Annotated in this window: 24 protein-coding genes and 1 tRNA gene; all 25 read left to right on the top strand. The window is 43.8% G+C overall.

What is annotated here, in order from left to right:
- Positions 1–27 precede the first annotated feature (27 nt).
- Positions 28–429 (top strand): hypothetical protein, encoded by a 402-nt coding sequence (locus ACYVD3_RS06795; RefSeq protein WP_460641952.1) that lies wholly within the window; start codon positions 28–30, stop codon positions 427–429.
- A gap of 363 nt (positions 430–792) precedes the next feature.
- Positions 793–866: transfer RNA gene (locus ACYVD3_RS06800), tRNA-Cys, on the top strand.
- Between the two features lie 238 nt (positions 867–1,104).
- Positions 1,105–1,281: a hypothetical protein gene (locus tag ACYVD3_RS06805; protein WP_460641757.1), complete on the top strand. Its 177-nt coding sequence runs from the start codon at positions 1,105–1,107 to the stop codon at positions 1,279–1,281.
- A 68-nt stretch (positions 1,282–1,349) separates the two neighbouring features.
- Entirely contained in the window at positions 1,350–2,987 is a 1,638-nt protein-coding gene (locus ACYVD3_RS06810; RefSeq protein WP_460641758.1) for a PBSX family phage terminase large subunit, read from the top strand.
- A 58-nt stretch (positions 2,988–3,045) separates the two neighbouring features.
- Complete coding sequence (locus ACYVD3_RS06815) at positions 3,046–4,371, top strand: phage capsid protein (protein ID WP_460641759.1); 1,326 nt, start codon at positions 3,046–3,048, stop codon at positions 4,369–4,371.
- An 18-nt stretch (positions 4,372–4,389) separates the two neighbouring features.
- Positions 4,390–4,557 (top strand): hypothetical protein, encoded by a 168-nt coding sequence (locus ACYVD3_RS06820; RefSeq protein ID WP_460641760.1) that lies wholly within the window; start codon positions 4,390–4,392, stop codon positions 4,555–4,557.
- 20 nt (positions 4,558–4,577) lie between these two features.
- Complete coding sequence (locus tag ACYVD3_RS06825; RefSeq protein WP_460641761.1) at positions 4,578–5,762, top strand: phage minor capsid protein; 1,185 nt, start codon at positions 4,578–4,580, stop codon at positions 5,760–5,762.
- A 121-nt stretch (positions 5,763–5,883) separates the two neighbouring features.
- Positions 5,884–6,435, top strand: a complete 552-nt coding sequence (locus ACYVD3_RS06830; RefSeq protein WP_460641762.1) for a phage scaffolding protein — start codon at positions 5,884–5,886, stop codon at positions 6,433–6,435.
- Positions 6,436–6,454: 19 nt separating this feature from the next.
- A complete protein-coding gene (locus tag ACYVD3_RS06835) occupies positions 6,455–7,327 on the top strand; it encodes a hypothetical protein (RefSeq protein ID WP_460641763.1) in 873 nt (290 codons plus the stop codon).
- An 11-nt stretch (positions 7,328–7,338) separates the two neighbouring features.
- Complete coding sequence (locus ACYVD3_RS06840; protein ID WP_460641764.1) at positions 7,339–7,479, top strand: hypothetical protein; 141 nt, start codon at positions 7,339–7,341, stop codon at positions 7,477–7,479.
- A 19-nt stretch (positions 7,480–7,498) separates the two neighbouring features.
- The gene (locus tag ACYVD3_RS06845; RefSeq protein ID WP_460641765.1) at positions 7,499–7,873 is read left to right on the top strand and encodes a hypothetical protein; all 375 of its coding nucleotides are present in this window, start codon (positions 7,499–7,501) and stop codon (positions 7,871–7,873) included.
- 1 nt (position 7,874) lies between these two features.
- A complete protein-coding gene (locus ACYVD3_RS06850; protein ID WP_460641766.1) occupies positions 7,875–8,255 on the top strand; it encodes a DUF6751 family protein in 381 nt (126 codons plus the stop codon).
- A 12-nt stretch (positions 8,256–8,267) separates the two neighbouring features.
- A complete protein-coding gene (locus ACYVD3_RS06855) occupies positions 8,268–8,693 on the top strand; it encodes a minor capsid protein (protein ID WP_460641767.1) in 426 nt (141 codons plus the stop codon).
- The gene (locus ACYVD3_RS06860; protein WP_460641768.1) at positions 8,690–9,145 is read left to right on the top strand and encodes a hypothetical protein; all 456 of its coding nucleotides are present in this window, start codon (positions 8,690–8,692) and stop codon (positions 9,143–9,145) included. The genes ACYVD3_RS06855 and ACYVD3_RS06860 overlap by 4 nt, the downstream gene beginning before the upstream one ends.
- 2 nt (positions 9,146–9,147) lie before the next feature.
- Positions 9,148–9,657, top strand: a complete 510-nt coding sequence (locus ACYVD3_RS06865; RefSeq protein WP_460641769.1) for a hypothetical protein — start codon at positions 9,148–9,150, stop codon at positions 9,655–9,657.
- 5 nt (positions 9,658–9,662) lie between these two features.
- Positions 9,663–10,106 carry a hypothetical protein gene (locus ACYVD3_RS06870; RefSeq protein WP_460641770.1) on the top strand — a complete coding sequence of 148 codons (444 nt, stop codon included), beginning with the start codon at positions 9,663–9,665 and terminating at the stop codon, positions 10,104–10,106.
- A 2-nt stretch (positions 10,107–10,108) separates the two neighbouring features.
- Positions 10,109–10,672: a Gp15 family bacteriophage protein gene (locus ACYVD3_RS06875; RefSeq protein ID WP_460641771.1), complete on the top strand. Its 564-nt coding sequence runs from the start codon at positions 10,109–10,111 to the stop codon at positions 10,670–10,672.
- 45 nt (positions 10,673–10,717) lie between these two features.
- The gene (locus tag ACYVD3_RS06880) at positions 10,718–14,377 is read left to right on the top strand and encodes a phage tail protein (protein WP_460641772.1); all 3,660 of its coding nucleotides are present in this window, start codon (positions 10,718–10,720) and stop codon (positions 14,375–14,377) included.
- A gap of 12 nt (positions 14,378–14,389) precedes the next feature.
- On the top strand, positions 14,390–14,797 hold the full coding sequence (locus ACYVD3_RS06885; RefSeq protein ID WP_460641773.1) for a DUF6711 family protein: 408 nt from the start codon (positions 14,390–14,392) through the stop codon (positions 14,795–14,797).
- Positions 14,798–14,887: 90 nt separating this feature from the next.
- Complete coding sequence (locus ACYVD3_RS06890) at positions 14,888–16,753, top strand: tail fiber domain-containing protein (RefSeq protein WP_460641774.1); 1,866 nt, start codon at positions 14,888–14,890, stop codon at positions 16,751–16,753.
- Between the two features lie 70 nt (positions 16,754–16,823).
- Positions 16,824–17,165 carry a hypothetical protein gene (locus tag ACYVD3_RS06895; protein ID WP_460641775.1) on the top strand — a complete coding sequence of 114 codons (342 nt, stop codon included), beginning with the start codon at positions 16,824–16,826 and terminating at the stop codon, positions 17,163–17,165.
- A 114-nt stretch (positions 17,166–17,279) separates the two neighbouring features.
- Entirely contained in the window at positions 17,280–18,122 is an 843-nt protein-coding gene (locus ACYVD3_RS06900) for a hypothetical protein (RefSeq protein ID WP_460641776.1), read from the top strand.
- Positions 18,123–18,265: 143 nt separating this feature from the next.
- Positions 18,266–18,694, top strand: coding sequence for a hypothetical protein (locus ACYVD3_RS06905; RefSeq protein WP_460641777.1), 429 nt, complete (start codon positions 18,266–18,268; stop codon positions 18,692–18,694).
- Between the two features lie 124 nt (positions 18,695–18,818).
- The gene (locus ACYVD3_RS06910; RefSeq protein WP_460641778.1) at positions 18,819–18,995 is read left to right on the top strand and encodes a hypothetical protein; all 177 of its coding nucleotides are present in this window, start codon (positions 18,819–18,821) and stop codon (positions 18,993–18,995) included.
- Positions 18,995–21,142, top strand: a complete 2,148-nt coding sequence (locus tag ACYVD3_RS06915) for an SUMF1/EgtB/PvdO family nonheme iron enzyme (RefSeq protein WP_460641779.1) — start codon at positions 18,995–18,997, stop codon at positions 21,140–21,142. The genes ACYVD3_RS06910 and ACYVD3_RS06915 overlap by 1 nt, the downstream gene beginning before the upstream one ends.
- The last annotated feature ends 8 nt before the right edge of the window (positions 21,143–21,150 follow it).

The raw sequence follows: 21,150 nt of genomic DNA on the forward strand, positions 1-21,150 counted from the left end.
ATCTGTGAGGTGGTAGAAGTGAAGAAAATGACCAAGGCAAGGCTGAAAGGTTATCAAAAGTTAAAGCTGGATATAGTCTGCCTGGAGCATGAAATCAGCGCTATGGAGGAAACTGATAGCGGTATGGGGCATAGTGTTATATTGGACTACCAGAAGGGATACCCCAGGCCGCAGAGCGTAACAGGGTTTGACTGGAAACGGTATGAGCAGAAACAGGACCTTCTAGTCAGGAAGAAAGCAGAAGCCGCCTGGATCGAATCCTGGATATCGGAGATTGAAGATGGACAAGTCCGGTATGTTTTCAGCATGAGGTACATAGAGAATTTGAGCTGGAAAGATATTGCTAAAAAGATTGGACTTCCCCAAAATGAGGACTACCCACGGCTGGTAATTCGGGACAAGTATTTAAAGAAAATGGAAATAAAATGAAATAGTTCGTTTTGTTCGGAAAGTTCGTTTTATAATATACTTAGGTTATCAGGTTTAGGCCGATAGCCTCCCCCTAAATTTTTACTCGTTCCACAAGGCGCCGGACAGTGGCAGTCAACTTCAGGGTAGCCGAAAGGCTTAATGTTACTGCCCAAACAAAATGGCCTGCCAGACAGGCTGGAAACCCTCTTGCAGTTGGTGTAACGGCGCACATGGACTGCAACTCCCCTGCGGCTGCCGGGTGTAACAGCTTGGCAGTCGATTAAAGCCGACGTTCTTATGCTTTCTTCATGGCTTTTCAAATCGGATAGAAAGCGGGGTATATGAGTCAGTGTATTGAGCCCAAAATGCAATACTGGGGTGCGGAACATAGTTCAACTGGAAGAACGACGCCAGCAATGGCGAAGTGGTTCCCGGTTCGAATCCGGGGGTTCCGATTCAACAAATAGGTTCTAACGTGCATGGGAAGTTGGATTAAATGCGGTCAATCAGGTGGCGGCACCTGGGCGTAAAGCAGCCTAAAGAAAACATTGCCTAAAGGGCATACTTGTAATTCTCCTTTTGAAAACACCTGTCTTGGTTAAGCCTTGATGGGTGTTTTTGTTTGGTAGGGTGGGAGATAAACATTCTTTAATCTGCTATGCTGATAATATCAGGCAGAAAGGAGAAGTGTTTATGAATTCATGGTATCAAAGAAGAAAGCATGATTACGAAGTAAGTGCTAAAAAGGTTGAATGGCTTAAGCAGTTAAAGCGAATAGGATTTATACGCATCAATAAAGAAATTTCGATATGTATTAAAAGATGTGATGAGGCTCTAAGAAGTATGGATTGTTATAATATCAACCGTTGAGCTTGAGGAGGCGGTTCAACCCCGCCTCTTTTTAGTATAAAAATTAGCCAGATAGGAAGGTGAGGTGATTGGCAAACAATGAAAACTTAGTGCCTTTTAGCAATCGAAGCGTGAGCGAAGCAAGAGAATATGGCAGAAAAGGCGGAAAGGCCTCTGGTGAAGCCAGACGGAAAAAAGCTGATTTCCGGAAGACGCTAAATGCCCTGCTTACTGCTGAAATAGATAATCCTGAATGGTCGCCGTTTCTGGAGGCCCTGGGCCTTGACAGTACGCTGGAATCTGCCGTTAATGCTGCTATGATCAAAGAGGCGCTTTTAGGAGATGTAAAGGCGTATGAGGCCATAGCTAAGTATTCCGGCCAGAATCTCAAATCAGATTTGGACATAGAGGAGCAGATGGCAAAGATATCTCACCTCCATGCACAAGCCGAAGCATTACAACCAAGAGCAGACAATGATCAACCGGTCAAATACACGGGAATCCCTTCTACCATGGTAGCCCCGGCATTTGCTCCGGTTGTTTTTGATATACAGGAGCATGGACATACAGAATATGTTTTCCCAGGTGGCCGAGGGTCCACAAAGTCATCTTTGATATCTTTAGAGGTTATTGACCTCATTATGAAAAATGACCAGATGCACGCAGTTATCATGCGTCAGGTGGCAGACACTTTGCGCGGATCTGTATACCAGCAGATATTATGGGCGATTGAGGCACTGGAACTGTCAGATGAATTTCATGCAACTGTCAGCCCTATGGAAATAACCCGTATCAGCACAGGCCAGAAGATTTATTTCCGCGGTGCTGATGATCCGGGAAAAGTGAAATCCATTAAGGTGCCATTCGGCTATATTGGAATCCTCTGGCTGGAGGAACTTGATCAATTTGTCGGTCCTGAATCGGTTCGTAAAATTGAGCAGTCCGTGATTCGTGGTGGAGACATAGCATATATATTCAAATCCTTTAACCCACCCAAGACAGCCAGTAACTGGGCGAATAAGTATATAAAGGTGCCGAAGGCCACACGATTGGTAACGGAAAGTACATATCTGCAGGTGCCGGCCAAGTGGTTAGGAAAGCCGTTTTTAGACGAAGCTGAATTTTTGAAGGATACGAATCCAGAAGCCTATGAAAATGAATATCTGGGAGTAGCTAATGGAAGCGGCGGCAGTGTATTTACAAACGTTGTAATCCGGGCTATTACAGATGAGGAAGTCGCTCAATTTGATTGCATATATAACGGCCTTGACTGGGGCTGGTATCCGGATCCATTTCACTTTGTCCGGTGCTATTATGATCCAGCCAGGTTAAGACTTTTCCTCTTCTGGGAATATAGGTGCAATAAGCAGAGTAACCGGCAGACGGCAGACCATTTGATTGAGATGGGAATTGCGGGCAATGACCTGATTACTTGTGATAGTGCAGAGGAAAAGTCTGTAGGGGATTACCGTTCTTATGGCCTACTGGCCCGTGGAGCAGTAAAAGGACCGGGATCGGTAGAATACAGCATGAAATGGCTACAGTCCTTACGAGAGATTATTATAGACAATACTAGATGCCCGGAGGCAGCTACAGAATTTATGGACTATGAATATGAACGGGACAAGGAAGGTAATGTCATTAGCGGCTATCCAGATAAGAATAACCATGCGATTGATGCCGTCCGCTATGCTATGAATTCGGTTTGGAAAAAGAAAGGCCAGTAAGGCAGGTGATAGATTGTTTGGCAAATTACTAAATGCAATAAGAGGGGTGATAAGAAAGATGTTCCCAGCAAAGACGTTGAAACAGGTGATTGGTCAGGAGGTAGGGATTAGTCAACAGATGATAGAAAAAATAGAACTATGGGGCTCCATGTACCGTGGTCAGGCTCCCTGGGTAGATGACCAGATAGATTCTCTCCAGATTGAACAGGGAATATGTCGTGAGTTTTCCAATGTCTGTCTAAATGAAATGAAATCAAATGTCTCCAATGCGAAGTTAGATAAAATATACCAGACTGCCATCAGTGATCTGAATGAAAACTTGCAGGCAGGAATCGGCATGGGGTCCTTCTGTATAAAGCCCCTGGGAGGAAAAACTGTGGAATATGTGACGGCTGATCGGTTCGTGCCAATCTCCTTTGACCCCCGTGGCCGCCTAACTAGTGTGGTGTTCATTCAAGTGAAACGCGTCGGAGAAGATAATTTTTACCTACGTTTTGAATTTCACGAATGGGATCAGAGCCTGACCTTGCGTATCCAGAACAAGGCATATCATACATCAAATGTAAGCAGCATCGGCAATCCAGTAAAACTGTCAGTGGTAGCGGAATGGGCTGCACTTCCGGAAGATGTCACATACAAAGGGGTGGAGCGGCCAGATTTTGGATATTACCGAAACCCGATTAAGAATGAGATTGACGGTTCCGCCTGCGGAGTGTCTATTTATGATTCGTCTATTGCCCTAATTAGAAAGACAGATACACAATTTGGACGATTGGATTGGGAGTTTGAAAGCGGAGAGCGTGTGGTACATGTTGATATGACAGCCTTACAGGCAGCTCCAATCGTGGACGGAAAAGGTAAGACCAAATATGTGATGCCTAAGCTTAACAAAAGGCTATACAGGGGCCTGAACCTGACGAAATCAGGAGGAGAAGAGCTTTACCAGGAATATAGTCCGGAATTCCGGGATCAGAGCATGATCAATGGCTTGAATGCGTACTTACGCCGTATAGAGTTTAATACGAATCTGTCATATGGTGATTTATCCGACGTAAGTGACGTGGATAAAACCGCTACAGAAGCGAAGATAGCCAAGAAGCGTAAATACAACATGGTAAAAGCTATTCAGTCAAACCTAAAAGACTGTCTGGAAGATTTGGTCTATGCTCTGGCTTTCTATAATGCACTTACTCAATCAGGTTATGAGTTTATCTGTAACTTTAAGGATTCTATCCTGGTAGATGAGGAGACTGAACGGCAACAGGATAGATTAGATCTGGCTGCTGGAATTATGAGACCGGAAGAATATAGAGCAAAGTGGTACAATGAGACCGAAGAACAGGCGGCTAAACGACTTCCCGATCCTGTTATGACAGAGGAATAATGAATGGAGGTGAGAGAGATGAAAGAGTATTTAAAGTCATTGCAAGGCATTTCTTACCTGGAATGGGTAAAGGTAAAAATGGTTATTGATGAAACCTTTAGAAATCAGAAGAACGAACTTGAAAAAGAGCTCAAACTTGCAGATTCCGAAAAGGTTGATAAAACCACTCAGTCGCTATTTGGTTAGAAGTTAGGAGGTGAGTGCAATTGACACCAGATCAACTTGAACAGCTCCCTAAACCTACAGAGCGCATCATGACAGCTATGGAACTAGCCGTTATGTCAGAGGTTGTAGAACGCATAAAGAACGCCAGTGAAGTTACTCCACTCATTGATTGGACCCTGGGCTGTCTGGCCGCTATCGGAAAAAGCAAAGCTGAGATCAGGAAAATAATCAGCAATGCCCTGATAGACACTGATCTTCGGATAGATAAAATCTATGAGCAGGCGATCCGGTCTGATTATGTAGCAAACAAGGAACTTTATCAGGCAGTGGGAAAAGATTACCTTTCCTACTCAGAAAATAAGTGGTTGCAACAAGCGGTTGAAGCCGTGAAGGAGCAGACGAAAGACAGCCTGCGACCGATGGAAAACATCACGCAGACCACGGGATTTAATATAAAGATTGGTAAGGATAAAGTATTCACTCCCCTTTCTGAATATCTGGAACGGAGCCTGGATAAAGCCATGTTTGAGATCACAACGGGTATTAAGACTTATAGCCAGGCAATTGACGAGGTAATTGATGAAATGACCTCCAGTGGATTAAGAACCATTGATTATGCTTCCGGACGTTCTGACCGGGTAGAGGTGGCCGTTAGGCGTGCCGTCATGACTGGAGTGGCCCAGTTAACCGATAAGGTGAACGAGAAGAATGCGGCGGAGCTTAACACAGATTATTGGGAAGTGGAGTGGCACATGGGTGCCAGGAATACCGGTACCGGCTTCCTGAACCATCAGAGTTGGCAGGGGAAAGTATATAGCTCTGCTGAGATGAAAACGATCTGCGGCCTGGGTGAGATGCTTGGATTTGCTGGGATCAATTGCTATCATATCCGTTTTCCTTTCCTCGTGGGGATTTCAAGGAGAAAATATACGGATGAATGGCTGGCAGAGCAGAACCGCAAGGAAAATACAAAGAGGACTTTTAACGGAAAAGAGTATGATACTTACGGTGCTATTCAATATCAAAGGAAATTGGAGCGCACCATAAGGAAGTTAAAAGAAGATATAAAATTACTGGAAAAGGCGAAAGCTGATCCAGATGACATATCAGCCGCAAAAATCAGGCTAAGGGTTGCTTCCAAGACATACACGGATATTTCCAAAGAAATGAAAATTCCTCAACAGCTGGAAAGAATCCGTTCCCCTAAGACTGCTTCCAAGCAGTAGAAAGCTGGTGATCCAAATATCTCCCATTAAGGCGCAGGGTTAAGCGTCTCATTTTTATATCAATTTGCCCGGCATGGCATAAAACTACCACAGTATAAGAGTGCAGTGGGAAAGGAGTATCATGAAACGTAAATTTTTAGAAGACATGGGCCTGACAAAAGAACAGGTGGACAGTATCATGACAGAGAATGACTCTGATGTTGAAGCGGCCAAGGGAGATCTTGAACAGGCCAAGACTGAGTTGGAGCAGACTAAAACGCAGCTCCAGGAGGCAAATACCACGATTGATGGGTTCAAAGATTACGATCAGGTAAAGGGCCAGGTTGATGAATACAAAACCAAATATGAGCAGTCCAAGGCAGAATATGAGACAAAGATTGCTGATATGCAGTTTGGTTCTTCCCTTGAAACTGCTATCACGGCGGCAGGTGGGAGAAGCGCAAAAGCAATTAAGGCTCTGCTTGATGTAGAAGCATTGAAGACAAGTAAGGATCAGACGGCAGATATCAAGGCCGCGATTGAGGTTTGCCAGAAAGACAATGGTTATCTTTTTGGTGCGGCAGAACCTATTAACAATCCGGTAGGACCTACTGGTGGAGCCGGGGCCGGTGGAATTGATTCCAATACGGTGGCACTCCGGGCAGCTATGGGACTTCCAGCGGAAACAAAATAAGAAAGAGAGGTATTAGAATATGCCAAACAGTATCGCATTAGCAAAAAATTATACAGGCCTCCTGGACGAAGTGTACAGGGGAGCATCGGTAACAGCAGACTTGACCAGTGATTCTTCCATGATGAGGGCCGGAGCTAACGCAAACGAGATTTTGTATCCTCAGATTGAAGTGACCGGCCTTGGCGATTACAGCAGAAACAGCGGATATACAGACGGTACCGTAAGCGTTGTATGGAAGACTACAACTTTTAACTATGATCGCGGAACAAAGATCATGATTGACACCATGGACAATCAGGAAACATTCAATATTGCATTTGGAATGGCGGGTGCCACTTTACAGCGTGACAAGGTAGCACCTGAGGCAGACGCTTTTACATTTGCCACCCTTGCAGGGGTCAGTGGCATTTCTAAGGCTACTGCCGTGGCTTATGCAGGGGCTTCCGAGTTTTTAGCGGCCCTGCTTGAAGCTAAGAGCATCATGGATGAAGATGAGGTTCCGGAAGAAAATCGGCTCCTGTATGCGACTCCAACCCTGCTTAATGGTGTAATGGCCTTGGATACCACAAAATCCCGGGAAATCTTGTCCACCTTTGCGGTAAGAAAAGCCGTCCCTCAGTCCAGATTCTACACCTCTATTAATTTGCTTGATGGAAAGACCACAGGAGAGGAACTGGGACATTACAAAAAGGCCGCTGACGGCAAGGACATTAACTTTATGATTATCCATAAACCGGCAATCATTAAGTTTGATAAGCATACAGCATCAAGCATTATCTCACCGGATAACAACCCAAATGCAGATGGCTACATCTCCAAATACCGCAAGTACGGCTTGGTTGATGTTTACAAGAATAAGGTTGCAGGTATTTACCTGAGCCATAAAGAGTAGGAGGCAGCGGAATGAGAAAAGTAGGAATGGGCGTAGAACCCAAGGTGACGGAGCTTGAGGGCCTGAAGAAAGAAAACGAAGCCCTGAGGGCAGAAAATGAGTCCTTAAAAGCAGAAAACGAAGCCCTGAGGGCAGAAAAAGTTAAGAAATAGGCAAAGGAGGCCGGAGCTGATGAAAATTTATGCAGACGCAGAGTTTTACACGGGCCAGTATTGGCTTGGAAGAAAGCCGGTTATCAGCACCGGCTTTGAATATTATGCCAGGAGTGCAAGCCGGACCATGAACAATCTGACGTTTGGGCGGATTGATAAGCTGGAAGAGTTGACGGACGATATCCAAATGTGTTGCTGTGAAATGGCGGAACAATGTTTTACCAATGAAAAGGAGCGTAAGGCTGCAGGAGGGAAGACCTCTGAGAAGAATGGCACTTACTCTGTGACCTATTCCGATAAAGCCCAATCTCAGGAAGATATAAGCTTGTCCGATGCAAGCCGGATCATGAATAAGTGGCTCAGCCAAACAGGGCTTTTGTACAGGGGGATTTGATATGTTTACCAACGCAGATGCAACACTGTATTTATACAGCAAGGAAAACGGAGCCGAGAAGTACACCAGGCTCCCGATAGAGGGAGTGTATTGGGAAGAAATTTCCCAGTCAACTCTGCTACGGACGGGAGAGAAGAATTCTGCTTCCGTTCTTATGGTGATCCCCCTGGAAAGCCTGGATTCCCCTGTAGAATTCACGCCGGGGAAAGACCTGGCCGTAAAGGGAATCGTGATGGAAGAAATAGACAGCAGCTCTCAGACGGCCTTGTCAAAGTCACTGACCACTTTCAGAGCGGTTCATAAGTTTGTCACGGTAACATCGGCTGATGCAAAACTGCATGGAAGCGAAGCGGTCCAGCACTATGAGCTGGCCTGTAAATAGGAGGCGATTATATTGAAAGTTGAATTAGAAATGCTTCCGAAAGAAGCTTTGCTGAAACGCCATGGGCTACAGGAAGGCGGACCAGTACAGAAATTCATAGACAATGAAGCCATGCGGTATATGAGTGATTACATGCCCAGGAGACAGGCAGGAGAGCTGGAACACATGATGGTTGAGGGAACTGTTATAGGAACAGGAGTGATTGCAATTCCCGGTCCCTTTGCCCACTACCTTCATGACGGCATCTTATTCGTATCTCCCACAACCGGAAGTGCCTGGGCCAAGCAAGACGAAGTTAAGGTGCCTACGGATAAGGAATTGCAATACACCGGCGCTCCTATGCGTGGAAAGAAGTTCTTTAATCGCATGAAGGCGGACCATAAGGACGATATCCTGGAGGGAGCCCAGGCAGTTGCGGACAGGGGGATTCAACTATGACCATTATTGATTTTATGAGAAAGAAACTATCAGAGTATCCAAAGATGCAGGAGTTTCTTGCAGGAGAAGAATTACATATTGATTTTACTGATCCAGATGCAACTAGCTATGGCCTTTCAAGTGCCGGAGATACCCTGATAAGGGAAGATGTGCTAGGAAATCAGCAGCGCAGGCACACGTTTATGTTATATGCAGTGTGTCCGTCTTTTACTGATTATTGTCGAGTGGCAAACAGTAACTTCCTCCTGGAGCTGGCTTACTGGCTTGAACGGCTCCCGGAAGAGGACAGGATTCAGGTTGATATCGGAGATGAAATATTAACCGGAAGATTTTTAAAGGCAACTACGGCCAACGCCATGGCCATGCAACCGATGGGGGCAACTGTAAATGATGGCGTACTGTACCAGATACAGATTTATGCCTACTATGAAATAGAAATGGAGGAATTTTAAATATGGCAGTTACAGGTAAAATTAAGCGTCAGTTTATGGCACACTACATTAATGCCGCTAAGCCAGGAGATCCCGCAGAGTATCAGAGACTCGGAAAGGATCTGGAAGAGTATAAGGTGGAAATGAATGCAAACGTTGAAACCAAGAATAATATTCTTGGAGAAACATCGGTAATTCTTGACAGCTATCAGCCTCAGGCAAGTGTTGAACCTTATTACGCGGAAGTCGGGAGTGCATTGTTTGAAAGGCTTCAGGATATCATTGACGAGCGCCAAACCCTTGATGAATTAGTGACTGATGTTGTGGAAGTTCATACATGGGAAAGCCCAACAGCCGGAAATTATACAGCCTATAAAGAAGAAGCCATCATTGAGGTGAGTAGTTATGGTGGTGATACAACAGGGTACCAGATTCCTTTCAACCTTCACTATACAGGCGCAAGGACAAAAGGAACCTTTGACCCTAAAACTAAAACATTTACTGCAGATTCCGGATCCGGAGAACAGGAGTGATATAGATGAAGAGTCTTAAATTTAACGAAGGTCTTGAAAGCTTTATGGTAAATGACGATCCGGGCAGGGTGATTTATTTTAACCCTGCTGATCCAGAGATCATAAACCGTCTGTTAAAAATGCAGAGTGATTTTAAAGACTACAAGCCAGAGGAAGATATAGAGCTTAAGCCAGATGGAAGTCCGAAAAATAAGCTTGAAAAAGAAGCTGCCTATGTAGCGGAATTTACCAAGGCCATGAGGAGGGCCATAAATGATGTGTTCAATGCAGATATGTTTGATACCATCTTTAACGGGCAATCACCGCTTTGTATTGTAGGTACCAGAGGGAAAGAAAAGTACTTGTTTGAGGAAGTCATAGATGCTCTAATGGGGCTTATGGGACCTGCCATTGAGGCATATAACAGGAAGTCAGAAAAGAAGATGAATAAGTATCTGGGAGATATTTAAAAATGATCGGGGCATTACCAGCCAGCTTGAATATAGGCGGAGTGGATCATCCCGTTGAGACCGATTATAGAAATATCCTGATTGGATTAACCGCCTGCGCTGATCCGGAGTATAACGATAGAGAAAGGTTGTACATATTGATGAAGCGGCTCTTCCGGGATCATTTAAAGGAAATCCCGGAAGATTGTATTACAGAGGCGGCAGAAAAGGCCAAATGGTTTATTGACTGTGGGCAGGTGACAGAAGATAAAAAGCCTCCTTTAAAAGTTATTGACTGGGAACAGGATGAGCCTATAATTTTTCCAGCAATAAACAAATTAGCTCATAGGGAAGTCCGGTCAGTGGCATATATCCATTGGTGGACCTTTATGGGTTACTTTATGGAAATTGAAGAAGGGACCTTTTCCATGGTTCTGGGAATCCGGCAGAAGGTTGCAAAGGGAAAGAAGCTAGAAAAATGGGAAGAAGAATTTTATCATAACAACAAAGCTCTTTGCGATATTAAGACCCGGTATACGCAGGAAGAACAGGCAGAAATTAATTATTTAAACAATGTTTTTGGGTAGGCGCCGTATGGCGTCTTATTTTATGCCCGGGGAAGAGGTGACAACATGGCTTTTGATGGAAGTCTTAAATTTGATACTAAGGTGGATACGAGCGGTTTCGATGAAGGAAGTTCAACGCTTAAAAATGCGCTGGAAAAGCTTACGTCCACCATTGAAAGATTATCGGATAACATCACAAGGTCTTTCCACGGAGCGGGTAAAGCGGCGGAGGAAGTTGGTAGCAGCGCAGAAAATACCGCATCACAGGTAGAAGAGATAGCGAAAGCTGCCAAGAAGGCAAACGATGAAACTACGGCGCTTAAGGAACAAATGGCAGAAGTCTCTGTGAGTGATGGTGGGAAAAATGCAGAATCTATAGCAGAATCACGGACTTCGCACGCACCGGGAGAGTATCAGACATACGGAAATGAAGTTCGGGAATTTGTGGATAATTACGTAAAAGATATGGGGAAAGCGTCGGAATCCACCAATGAATTTAAGTCAGAAATCGTGTCTCTCTCTGGGCAATTAAAACAGATGGAATCCCAAGGATTATATTTTGGAGATGAAGATTATGATGAAGTGTACTTTAAACTTGCGAAAATAAAGCAGGCATTAGCTGACTACAAACGGGAGATTACCAGCCCTACCCCAGATGCAGTTATTCCGGTCAAACTCGACTCATCTTCCTTTGCTGGGCAGATTCAGGAACTAAAACAAGAACTTGCGGTTTTGAGCGCTAAGGGTATTACATTAGGTATGCCGGAGTACGACGAGGTGTATCTTAAGCTTCAGAAGGTGATGGCAGCCCAAAAACAATATGAGGCTTATATAAAAAATCTGGCCCAATTGTCCAATCAGACAGGGGAGGCAATCGCGGGTGAAGGTGCTGCCGCCGGCACGACAGCTTCGCACATGACCGAACTTGCCAGAGAGAAGGCCCGGGCGTCAACGGAAAATAAGAAGCTTGGAAACAAGGCAGAACAGACATCGAGCAAACTTAGAAAGGAAGGCACGGGAGCAAAATGGCTCTCATCTATGCTCGGCATGGCGGCAAAGACATTGTCTAAGGTAGGAAATAGCTTTACAAAGACAGGAAGGCAGGCCAATTCCGGCGCCAGGGGACTGGGAAACATTTTGAGTAAGATGATTCTTTTTTCCGCAATACGTAAGATCATCAGTGGGATTACATCAGCCTTTAAAGAAGGGATACAGAATTACGCCCAGTACTCCAGCAACTTCAATTCGATTATGAGTTCATTTGTCTCCACTACGGCTCAATTAAAAAACAGTGTTGCTGCAGCCTTTTCACCAATCACGTCAATAGTAGTACCTGCCTTAGATGTACTGGCTCAGAAATTGATCTATGTAATAAACCTGATCGGCCAATTTTTGGCGGCTCTGTCTGGAAAGGGAATGTTTACAAAAGCGGTAAAAGTCAATAAGGATTATGCTGATGGCCTGAAAAAGACAGGAGGAGCAGCAAAAAAGGCTGGAAATGATGTCAAGAAAGCCCTTGCTCCTTTTGACGAACTAAATCAGATCCAACAGCAGGCAAACGATTCTGGAGCCAACGGGGCCGGAGGTGTGGATCCGTCTCAGATGTTTACCGAGTCTAAGATTGACAGTGAGATCAGTGATTTTGCAGGTCGTATTGTGAAGGCTTTCAGGGCTGGAGATTTTTCGGCAATAGGTCAGATCATTGGAGAAAAGATAAACGATGAAGTTCAAAGGTTCACCGACTTTATCAGCTGGGATAATGCTGGGGCAAAGATTACGGCTTTTGTCACCGATTTTACGGATTTATTTAACAGCCTTGTTAAGACAATAGACTGGTATTCTATCGGAGTTATGATGGGTACAGGAACCAACACCCTGGTTAATACTCTATATTTGCTTATAACTCAGCTTGACTGGGGTCTTATTGGTGAAGCGTTCGCCCTGGGATTAAACGGAACAATCGATACCATTGACTGGGCAAGGATAGGACTTTTGTTTGCAGCGGGCTTGGGTAGTTTATTTACTATGGCTTCACACTTTGCCGAAACTTTTGACTGGACTGGATTCGGCAGTTCTATTGCATTAAGCCTCAGTACGTTTTTCCAAAACTTTGACTGGGCAGGAGCCGGGACAGCGGTCAGTGATATCGTAATAGGTTTATTAGATGCACTTATCACTTTTGTTATAGAAACGGACTGGTGGGCTTTTGGAGAAGGCGTTGCAACATCTCTGGAGAATATAGACTGGGCCACGGTAGCAAACAGGCTATTTTTGGCAATCGGTGCAGTCCTTGGCGGTATTGCTGCCTTTTTAGGTGGTTTAATTTCAGATGGAGTAGAAGCCGCTCAGATATACTTCCAAGAAAAGATTGAAGAGTGCGGCGGGAATGTAGCTCAGGGAATTCTAAAAGGGATTGGAGATGCACTGGTTGGAATCGGTGCCTGGGTGAAAAAGAATGTATTTGAGCCTTTCATTAATGGATTTAAAGATGCATTCGGCATTCACAGTCCATCTACCGTTATGGCTGAAATGGGTAAATATCTCTGGGACGGGTTCTGCAATGGAATAAAGAACTTCTTCTCAAATCCAGGGGCATTCATAAAATCCAATATTACAGATCCTTTTGTAAATGGGATCAAGGGGCTTCTTGGTATCCATAGCCCTTCTACAGTACTCAAGGAAATTGGTGGGTATACAGTTGATGGGTTCAATCAGGGAGTGGAGAACGGTCAAAGTAACTCACAGAGTATAGTTCAAAAATGGGCTTCCGGTATTTCAAACTGGTTTACCAGCAAGCTAGGCCTTTCAGGAAACAATTCTGATGAATCAAAGAAATGGGCTACCGGTATCATATCTGGTTACAACGGTGCTATAAGTCAGGATTATACAAAATCACAGAGTATAATGGAGACCTGGGCGGACAGCATTCGGAAATGGTTCACTGGAGACGGAGAAGGGAAAGGCGTAAACGAAGCGGCATGGAAGAAATTTGCAGATCAGATAGTCAATGCTTTTAAGGAGAAAATACAGTCAGGATTTTCCGATTCACGTGTACCTATGGAATTATGGTCAAATAATCTAAAAACATGGTTCTGGGGGGATTCCAACTACACAGGAACCGGTGGACTGTACAATGTGTTTTACATGATGGCTAAGCGTATCAATGAAGGATTCGCAAACGGTATTTCCGACTTTTCAAACCTAACAAAAGCAGCAATGACAAAGTGGGCGCAGAGTGCCATACAAGAAGCAAAAGAAGGACTTGATATCCATTCACCGTCAAGAGAATCATACTCCATTGCTGAGTATTTTATTCAAGGCTTTAACAATGGAATCTCTGACATGGCAAAGTCTTCCACAGGTGCTGTCAAGAGCTGGCTCGATGGTGTTAAAAATGTACTTGATGGAGCCGATCTGCAGCTTTCCACAGGGATTAATATTTCAAACGCTGCCTCCTATCTGCCGAAGATGGCACAGGGCGTTGTTGTGCCGCCCAGAGCGGGAGAATACCAGACGCTTAAGAATTCTGCGGAAGGCAACTCGTTTTTAGAGGGGCTTTCGGAGTTGGTTAAAGAATTAAAATCTATCAGCGGTCAGGCCAGTGGTGGGAATGATGGTGATACAAATCTAACTCTCCAGTTTGGCGTAGACATGATTTACCGAGCGGTGGTAAACAAAAATAAAGAAGTAATTGAAACTATGGGTACAAATCCATTATTGGGATAAAGGAGGGAGAATATGGCATTTCAAGGCTGGTTGGTAAGGTTCGGGAATACAGTTCTCCCGAATAGCTACCTAGAAAAATATGATGAAACACCAAACCAAAGGCTGGAACTTGATGCTTACAGAGAATCAGCCACGGCAGGGCTTAGGAGGACCACTTCTCCCTACTTTAAATCAAAGATAGAAATACCAATCCGCAAATTGTATTATGGTGAAAAGATAGTCTTAAAGGCTATTGTGGATTCTGGGATCACCAATGCAGTAGAACGGAAGGTAAATATTATATATTGGAATAGCGAGATCATGGACTATGCGAGCGGAGAATTCTATATGCCAGATATTAAGTACACGATCAGTCATATAGACAGGAACCGGTTAAACATGGTCTATGAACCGTTTACTATAACTTTGATAGAATATTAAGGAGGTGTGTAGGTGTTAAATATACCAGAAGAAATAAAATCCTTATATAGGCAGCCGAATAGCTCACTTGATACATGGCGAACATTTAAAATGAGATTTTACGATAAGGATATCGATTTTCTATATCCTGGTGAAGATGTCTGGCCATCAGATAATTTGTTCCCGGTAGACGATACCCCGATCTACACGATAGATGGCACTCAGGTACCAAATGACAATTTGACTTTAACCCAGGTACTATGTCCAACAGACACTCTAACCTTTGGCCACTGTGGTTCTGCTACACTGGAAGTAATGGTATCTGATGTACTCATGGACCTGACCGGGAAATGGTTTACCCTTTCCATGGAAGTGGGCGGCTATGAAATGATGCTGGGTATCTATAAAGTGCAAAGTTTTGAGCGTCAGGCAGACAGAAATAAGAAAAGGATCCTTGCTTATGATAGAATGCTTAATTTCGCCGTAGACGTGGCCGAATGGTATCAGGGGCTTACATTCCCTATGAGCCTGAAACAGTTCCGTACAGCCTTGTGTGAACACGCAGGGGTGCCGCAAAAAGAAGTCACCTTGCCTCTTGACGATATGCAGATAACAAAGACGATTGACCCGACCCAGATATCCGGCCGTGATGTGATGAAAGCCATCTGTGAGATAAACGGGTGTTTTGGCCAAATTGATGCAACTGGAAAGTTTAAGTATGTATTCCTGGGAGCCTCCGGGCTTTATCCGTCAGAGGAACTTTACCCGGCAGAAGATTTATTCCCTTCTGAACAGGAAGGAGAAACACTGTCACACCATAAAGAAGCCAGGTATGAAGATTTCCTTGTATACGGAATTGACCAGGTACAGATCAGGCAAGAAGAAGGGGACGTAGGAACCGTATATGGTGGTGGAAAGAATTCTTATATCGTACAAGGGAATTTCCTTGTTTATGGCAAAAGTGCGGCTGATTTATTTAATATAGCGGCTACTTTACACCACAATATAAGCGGTAAGTCCTACCGACCGTGTAAGATTGTAACAGCAGCCCTCCCATGGGTGGAACCAGGGGACGGGATTATCTGCTATACCTCTGATGATGTGATTGAGACTTATTGTCTGAAACGAACACTCAAAGGCATTCAGGCCACGATGGACACCTATGAGGCAGCCGGTACCAGGGAAAGAAAACAGAACTTTGGCATTCAGACACAGATTATTCAACTTGAAGGAAAGTCTGCTGTTATAAAGAAATCTGTGGAAGAAGTATCTGTAAGGGTAACTGACTTGAAGGCAGAAACCGAAGCACAGTTTGCAATTACCGCCAATCAGATCCTTGCGGAAGTTACCAGGGCAAAACAAGCGGAAGCATCATTGAGTATAAAGGCCGATCAGATCGCTTTGTCAGTAACGGATTTAACTAACAATACTAATTCTCGATTTGAGCAAACCGCCGCCCAGATCAGCCTTAAGGTAAGCGTCGGAGATGTAACGAATAATTTGAATTCAGAGTTGAAGATCACCGGAAATAAAATTGCACTGACTACCGGGCATTTTACGGTAGACGCAAAGAATTTAACTATTGACGAATCAGGAAACGCTAATTTCAGTGGAAGAGTGACAGCGGCTCACATTTCGGGCAGTACGTTTGAATCTGATGTATTCTATGCCAGTGATAACGCCGTGGGATTTGGGGATTATTATGTAAGTGCTGATGGTAGCAATGTTTTGCGCTCTACCGATGGAACCGTAGTTATTCAAACGGCAAGAGGAGGTCCTTTTGGTAAGTATGCAGCGATAAATTTAAGTTCCCAAGCGGGGACTACTATACTGTCTGACCATCATTTGGAAACGCCGTTTGTTAATGCGAGGCAGATCAATGGGGACTGCGAATTATTTGGCGCTAACTGGTGGAAAGGATATTCACTGTTTGAAGCACTTGATTTCCTGAATGATAAAATAAATAATCTAGGGTAGGCCGATTTGCCCAAAAGTTGCATATCGTGAATTGATGTGCTATCATAGAAAGAAAATCGGAGGTAAGAACATGAAAATAAAACGCTTGATTTTTATTATTGCAATGTTAGTCTTCTCTTTGAATATGCTTGCTTTCGCGGAGGAACGAAGACCGTTGAGAGAAGGAGAGATAAGACCTAGGTGGGTAGTGATGAATGAGGATTCTCTCCCGATGAAAAATGCTTGGCACCATGAATATGACGGGGCCTGGGTGTATCTTGATGAAACTGGATATACACTACAAAACACCTGGTTTCATGACCCTGCTGATGGAAAGTGGTATTATTTTGATGAATATTGCTATATGCTTCACGACACCACAACCCCAGATGGATATTACGTTGGAACGGACGGAGCATGGGTGCAAAATTAATAACATGGTTATGAAGAGCGGAGATTGATTGCTTAATTGATTCTTCGCTCTTTTGTTGAATAATTCTCCTTTTTGTGGTATGTTTTATTAAAATCACATATGGGAGGAAGGGGTATGGTAGCTTTGAGTGGATTTTTGATTGTCTTAAGTATTTTAGGAATAATTTTTTCTCTTTTATGGCTTGGTGTTGCGTTCTTCAAGGGAAAACGGTTAAAATTCCCTTTACTATTATCGTTAGGCTGCTTTGTTTCTTTTTTTGTATTTACGTTTATTGGAAATGCTCTTACCACAGATGAGGACAGGGCAGCCATGGCGGCGAGAGAATTTTCAATGGCAATAGAAAGGGAAGAGTCAAACAAAGCAAAGGAGCAATCTGAAAGTCAAAAAAAAGAGGAAGAATCTAAAAAGAGGAAAGATTTAGAAGAATCCATTAGAGAATCTGTAGTTGAAAGTATGAGTACAGGAAGACAAGAATATACTATCGTACAGGAAAGTGCAATCACGGAATCTGCAAGTGAAGAATTAAAAGAGAACATTGTTGATAACAATAGTTTGTCAGAAGAAGATTATAAATTGGCTTGTAAAGAAATGTGGTATGATGATATTTTCTTTTCCAAGGAAGATTTAGAAGGAAAATTTGTGAAATTGGATATCTACTTTGAAGAAGGACGTTTTTTTACAATGGATTCCGTATATGATTCAAGGGTACAGAAACTAAAAGACGAGTGGAACACATATATGAATTTCTATTTGTGCGGAGTATCTCGAGGTGAACCCAATAGTTATGTTGGCGGTCAAATTAATGTGTTCTTTTCACAGGATTATGGAATATCTCCAGACAATTATGATACAGGGCAACAGGCCATTGCTTATGGACAAATAATAGATTACTCAAGTAACACATGGTCAGGATATAATGAATGTAGCTTCATTCCTAAATACATAGAATTGAAATAAGGAGGTTCACTGATTTTATCGATTTAAAAAAAGGTGTGCACCAGACGCACACGTTGGAGATTCTTCATAATTTAGGATATTCAAAGCAGTCTATTACACAGGCAGAACATATCTACATTCTATCTGAACGAGGGTATGCCAGATTGATAAAAATCATGGATACTGACTTGGCTTGGGAAATTCACGATAAGTTAATAGATGAATATTTTGAGTTGAGAGATGGTAGCTCTGCTAAAACCCAGGCTGAAATTATTTTGGAACAGGCGCAGGCATTAGTAGCGCAAGAAAGACGAATGATGAAATTGGAAGATTCTAATAAAAAGCATGAAAAACGAATAGATGAAATTGAAGCCAAGTTGATTACTCACTCCAATGAATACTATACGATTGCTGGATATGCAAGTTTAACGAATAGGCGTATAGATATTACACAAGCAAATCTTCTCGGAAGAAAAGCTGTGAAACTCTCTAAAGAGTATGGATATGATATTGATAAAATTAATGACCCTCGTTTTGGAACTGTAAATGCCTATCATATTGATATATTGGAAATGGTATTTAGAAATAAGTAGTCTTAAATCAGCATATACGCTCGAGCGAAAATTCGCTCAAGTGATACCAACTAAAATAAAATGAGTTAAAAGAGCGTCCATAAATGGGTGTTCTTTTTCTATGCCCGAAAGGAGGGAGGATTGTATGAAAAAGGTAATTACCTATACAGAAGAACAGGTGTTGCAAATTCAGTATATGCTGAATGGTGTCACTATAACCGGGATCCAGAATGCCAAGCAGGTGGCAGCCATTGCGCAATTGCTGGAGATGGGAACGCCCGGAGAGATCAACGAAGCTGAAAAGGAAGAAGGTGAAGGATAATGCCATATCAATCATATTACAGCATAACTGACTGGAAAAACTTACCGTCACAACAAACCGCATTAAACAGGACTAATTTGATTCACGCTGAGAATGGTATCAAAGAAGCAGATAACCGAATCGTACAGTTAGATTCAAAAAAGGCAGAGCAGGCCCTTGTTAATACCATGGTAAAAGATGTGTCTGTAGATACAAATACCGGAGTACTAACAATCACCCTCCTAAACGGCACAACAAAGACTTATGATTTGGATATCGAAAAGGTGGTTGTTAATTTTGATATCACAGATGATGATAAATTAGTCCTTACCCTGGCAGATGGTACGCAGAAAATAATTGACTTGACCCGATTTGTCTATTCCGTAGATAGCACTGCTACCATATCAATGCAGATTCAGGACCGTACTATAACGGCCCGGATAGTAGACGGATCCGTTACCATGGAGAAACTTGATGCTGCCATTCAGACAGAGTTTAGACAGTATATGCTTGATGCTCAGGCCGCCCGGGACGCCGCCCTACAGTATCAGTTATGGGCCAAACGGTACACGCTGGGGGATGTATCTTTTCCTGGAAGCGAAACGGATAGCTCCAAATACTACTATGAGCAGACCAAAACTGCAGAAGAAACCACCGTCCAGAATGCTCAATCTGCCGCAGAGGACGCAGAAACCGCCACTCAGCAGGCGGGAATAGCCAAGCAGAAAGCAATTAATGCATCAGCTTCGGAAACGAATGCGGCTGCCAGCGCTCAGATAGCCACTCAAAAGGCTACAGCGGCAGCGGTCAGTGAGCAGACAGCAAAAGAAAAGGCTGATGAAACCGTGGCAGCAACAACTACGGCCACACAGAAAGCGGCGGCAGCGTCAACCAGCGAAGCAAACGCTAAAACGTACATGGATGAATCCAAAAGTAATGCAGATCATGCAAAGTCTGAGGCAGACAGGGCAGAATCTTACGCAGGACAAGCAAATCCAGGAGCATTGACGGGTACTGAGGCAACTGATACGCGAGGAATCTTAGGTGCACCAGGGGCTACAGTATGGGCGCAGGCATTAATTGATAGAATGATAGATAATAATATTTCTGATATAGAAATCGATGACCTTGATGAGCTGGTCTACATCCCGAAATTCAAAAGCAGTGATGTGCTTGTGGGAGGAGATAATAATACTCACCCTGCATTCATCGTACACGGAAAAGAAATTCCGGGGTTTTACTATTCGAAATATCAGAATGTCGTTAAGACAGTAAACGGTGTAAGCACAGCATACAGCCTATACGGTAAAGATCCAGCAGTCAATATTAATTTTGACAATGCACGGGCCATATGCGAAGCCAAGGGGAACGGGTACCATCTTAGTACTATGGCCGAATGGGCAGCTATCGCATTATGGTGTAAAAAAAATGGGTGTATGCCTTACGGAAATAATGACTATGGAAAAGACACCCATGAGAGTGGCTACATGGCCGTGCCTGTTTCGCAAGAAGATGATGGCAGAACGGCGAAAGTAGCCACCGGCACAGGACCCCTTACATGGAGCCATGATGAAACACCAAGCGGGATATGGGATCTTAACGGTAATATATGGGAATGGCAAGGAGGAGTTCGCGCTGTCTGGGGAGAGATACAGGTCCTTGAAAATAACAATGCGGCAGACCCGGCTAATTCTCAGGCGGCAACAAGCGAACATTGGAAAGCGATCAACGCTGTTGATGGTACTCTTGTGGAGCCGGAAAGCAAGACAACAGACACTGCTGCACATCTGTCAGGGAATACCCTTAAATTGGACTACGTAACTAATACATGGAGATACACAACTAACGTTACAAGCAACGTCGACCAGAACCGATCTTTTTTGTTTCACAATTTAACCACCACCTCCGAAATCAGTGAAGCGGCCCGAGTACGGCTTCGCGCTCTGGCCCTGTTGCCTGATCTTGACGCAGTTGCAGCGGATTATGAAGGAGACCGTTTCTATTTCAACAACGGGAGAAGCGAGAGTATGTTCCAATACGGAGGACGCTGGAACAATGCCACGACTGGGGGTATATTCTGCGTTCTTGGCGAGAGTTCGCGCGCAAGCGGTAGCGTACAAAGGGGGTTGCGCTGCGCTTATATTCCTGAGCTTGGCAAATTATTATAGTAGGAGGT

This window comes from Lacrimispora brassicae (assembly GCF_054772055.1).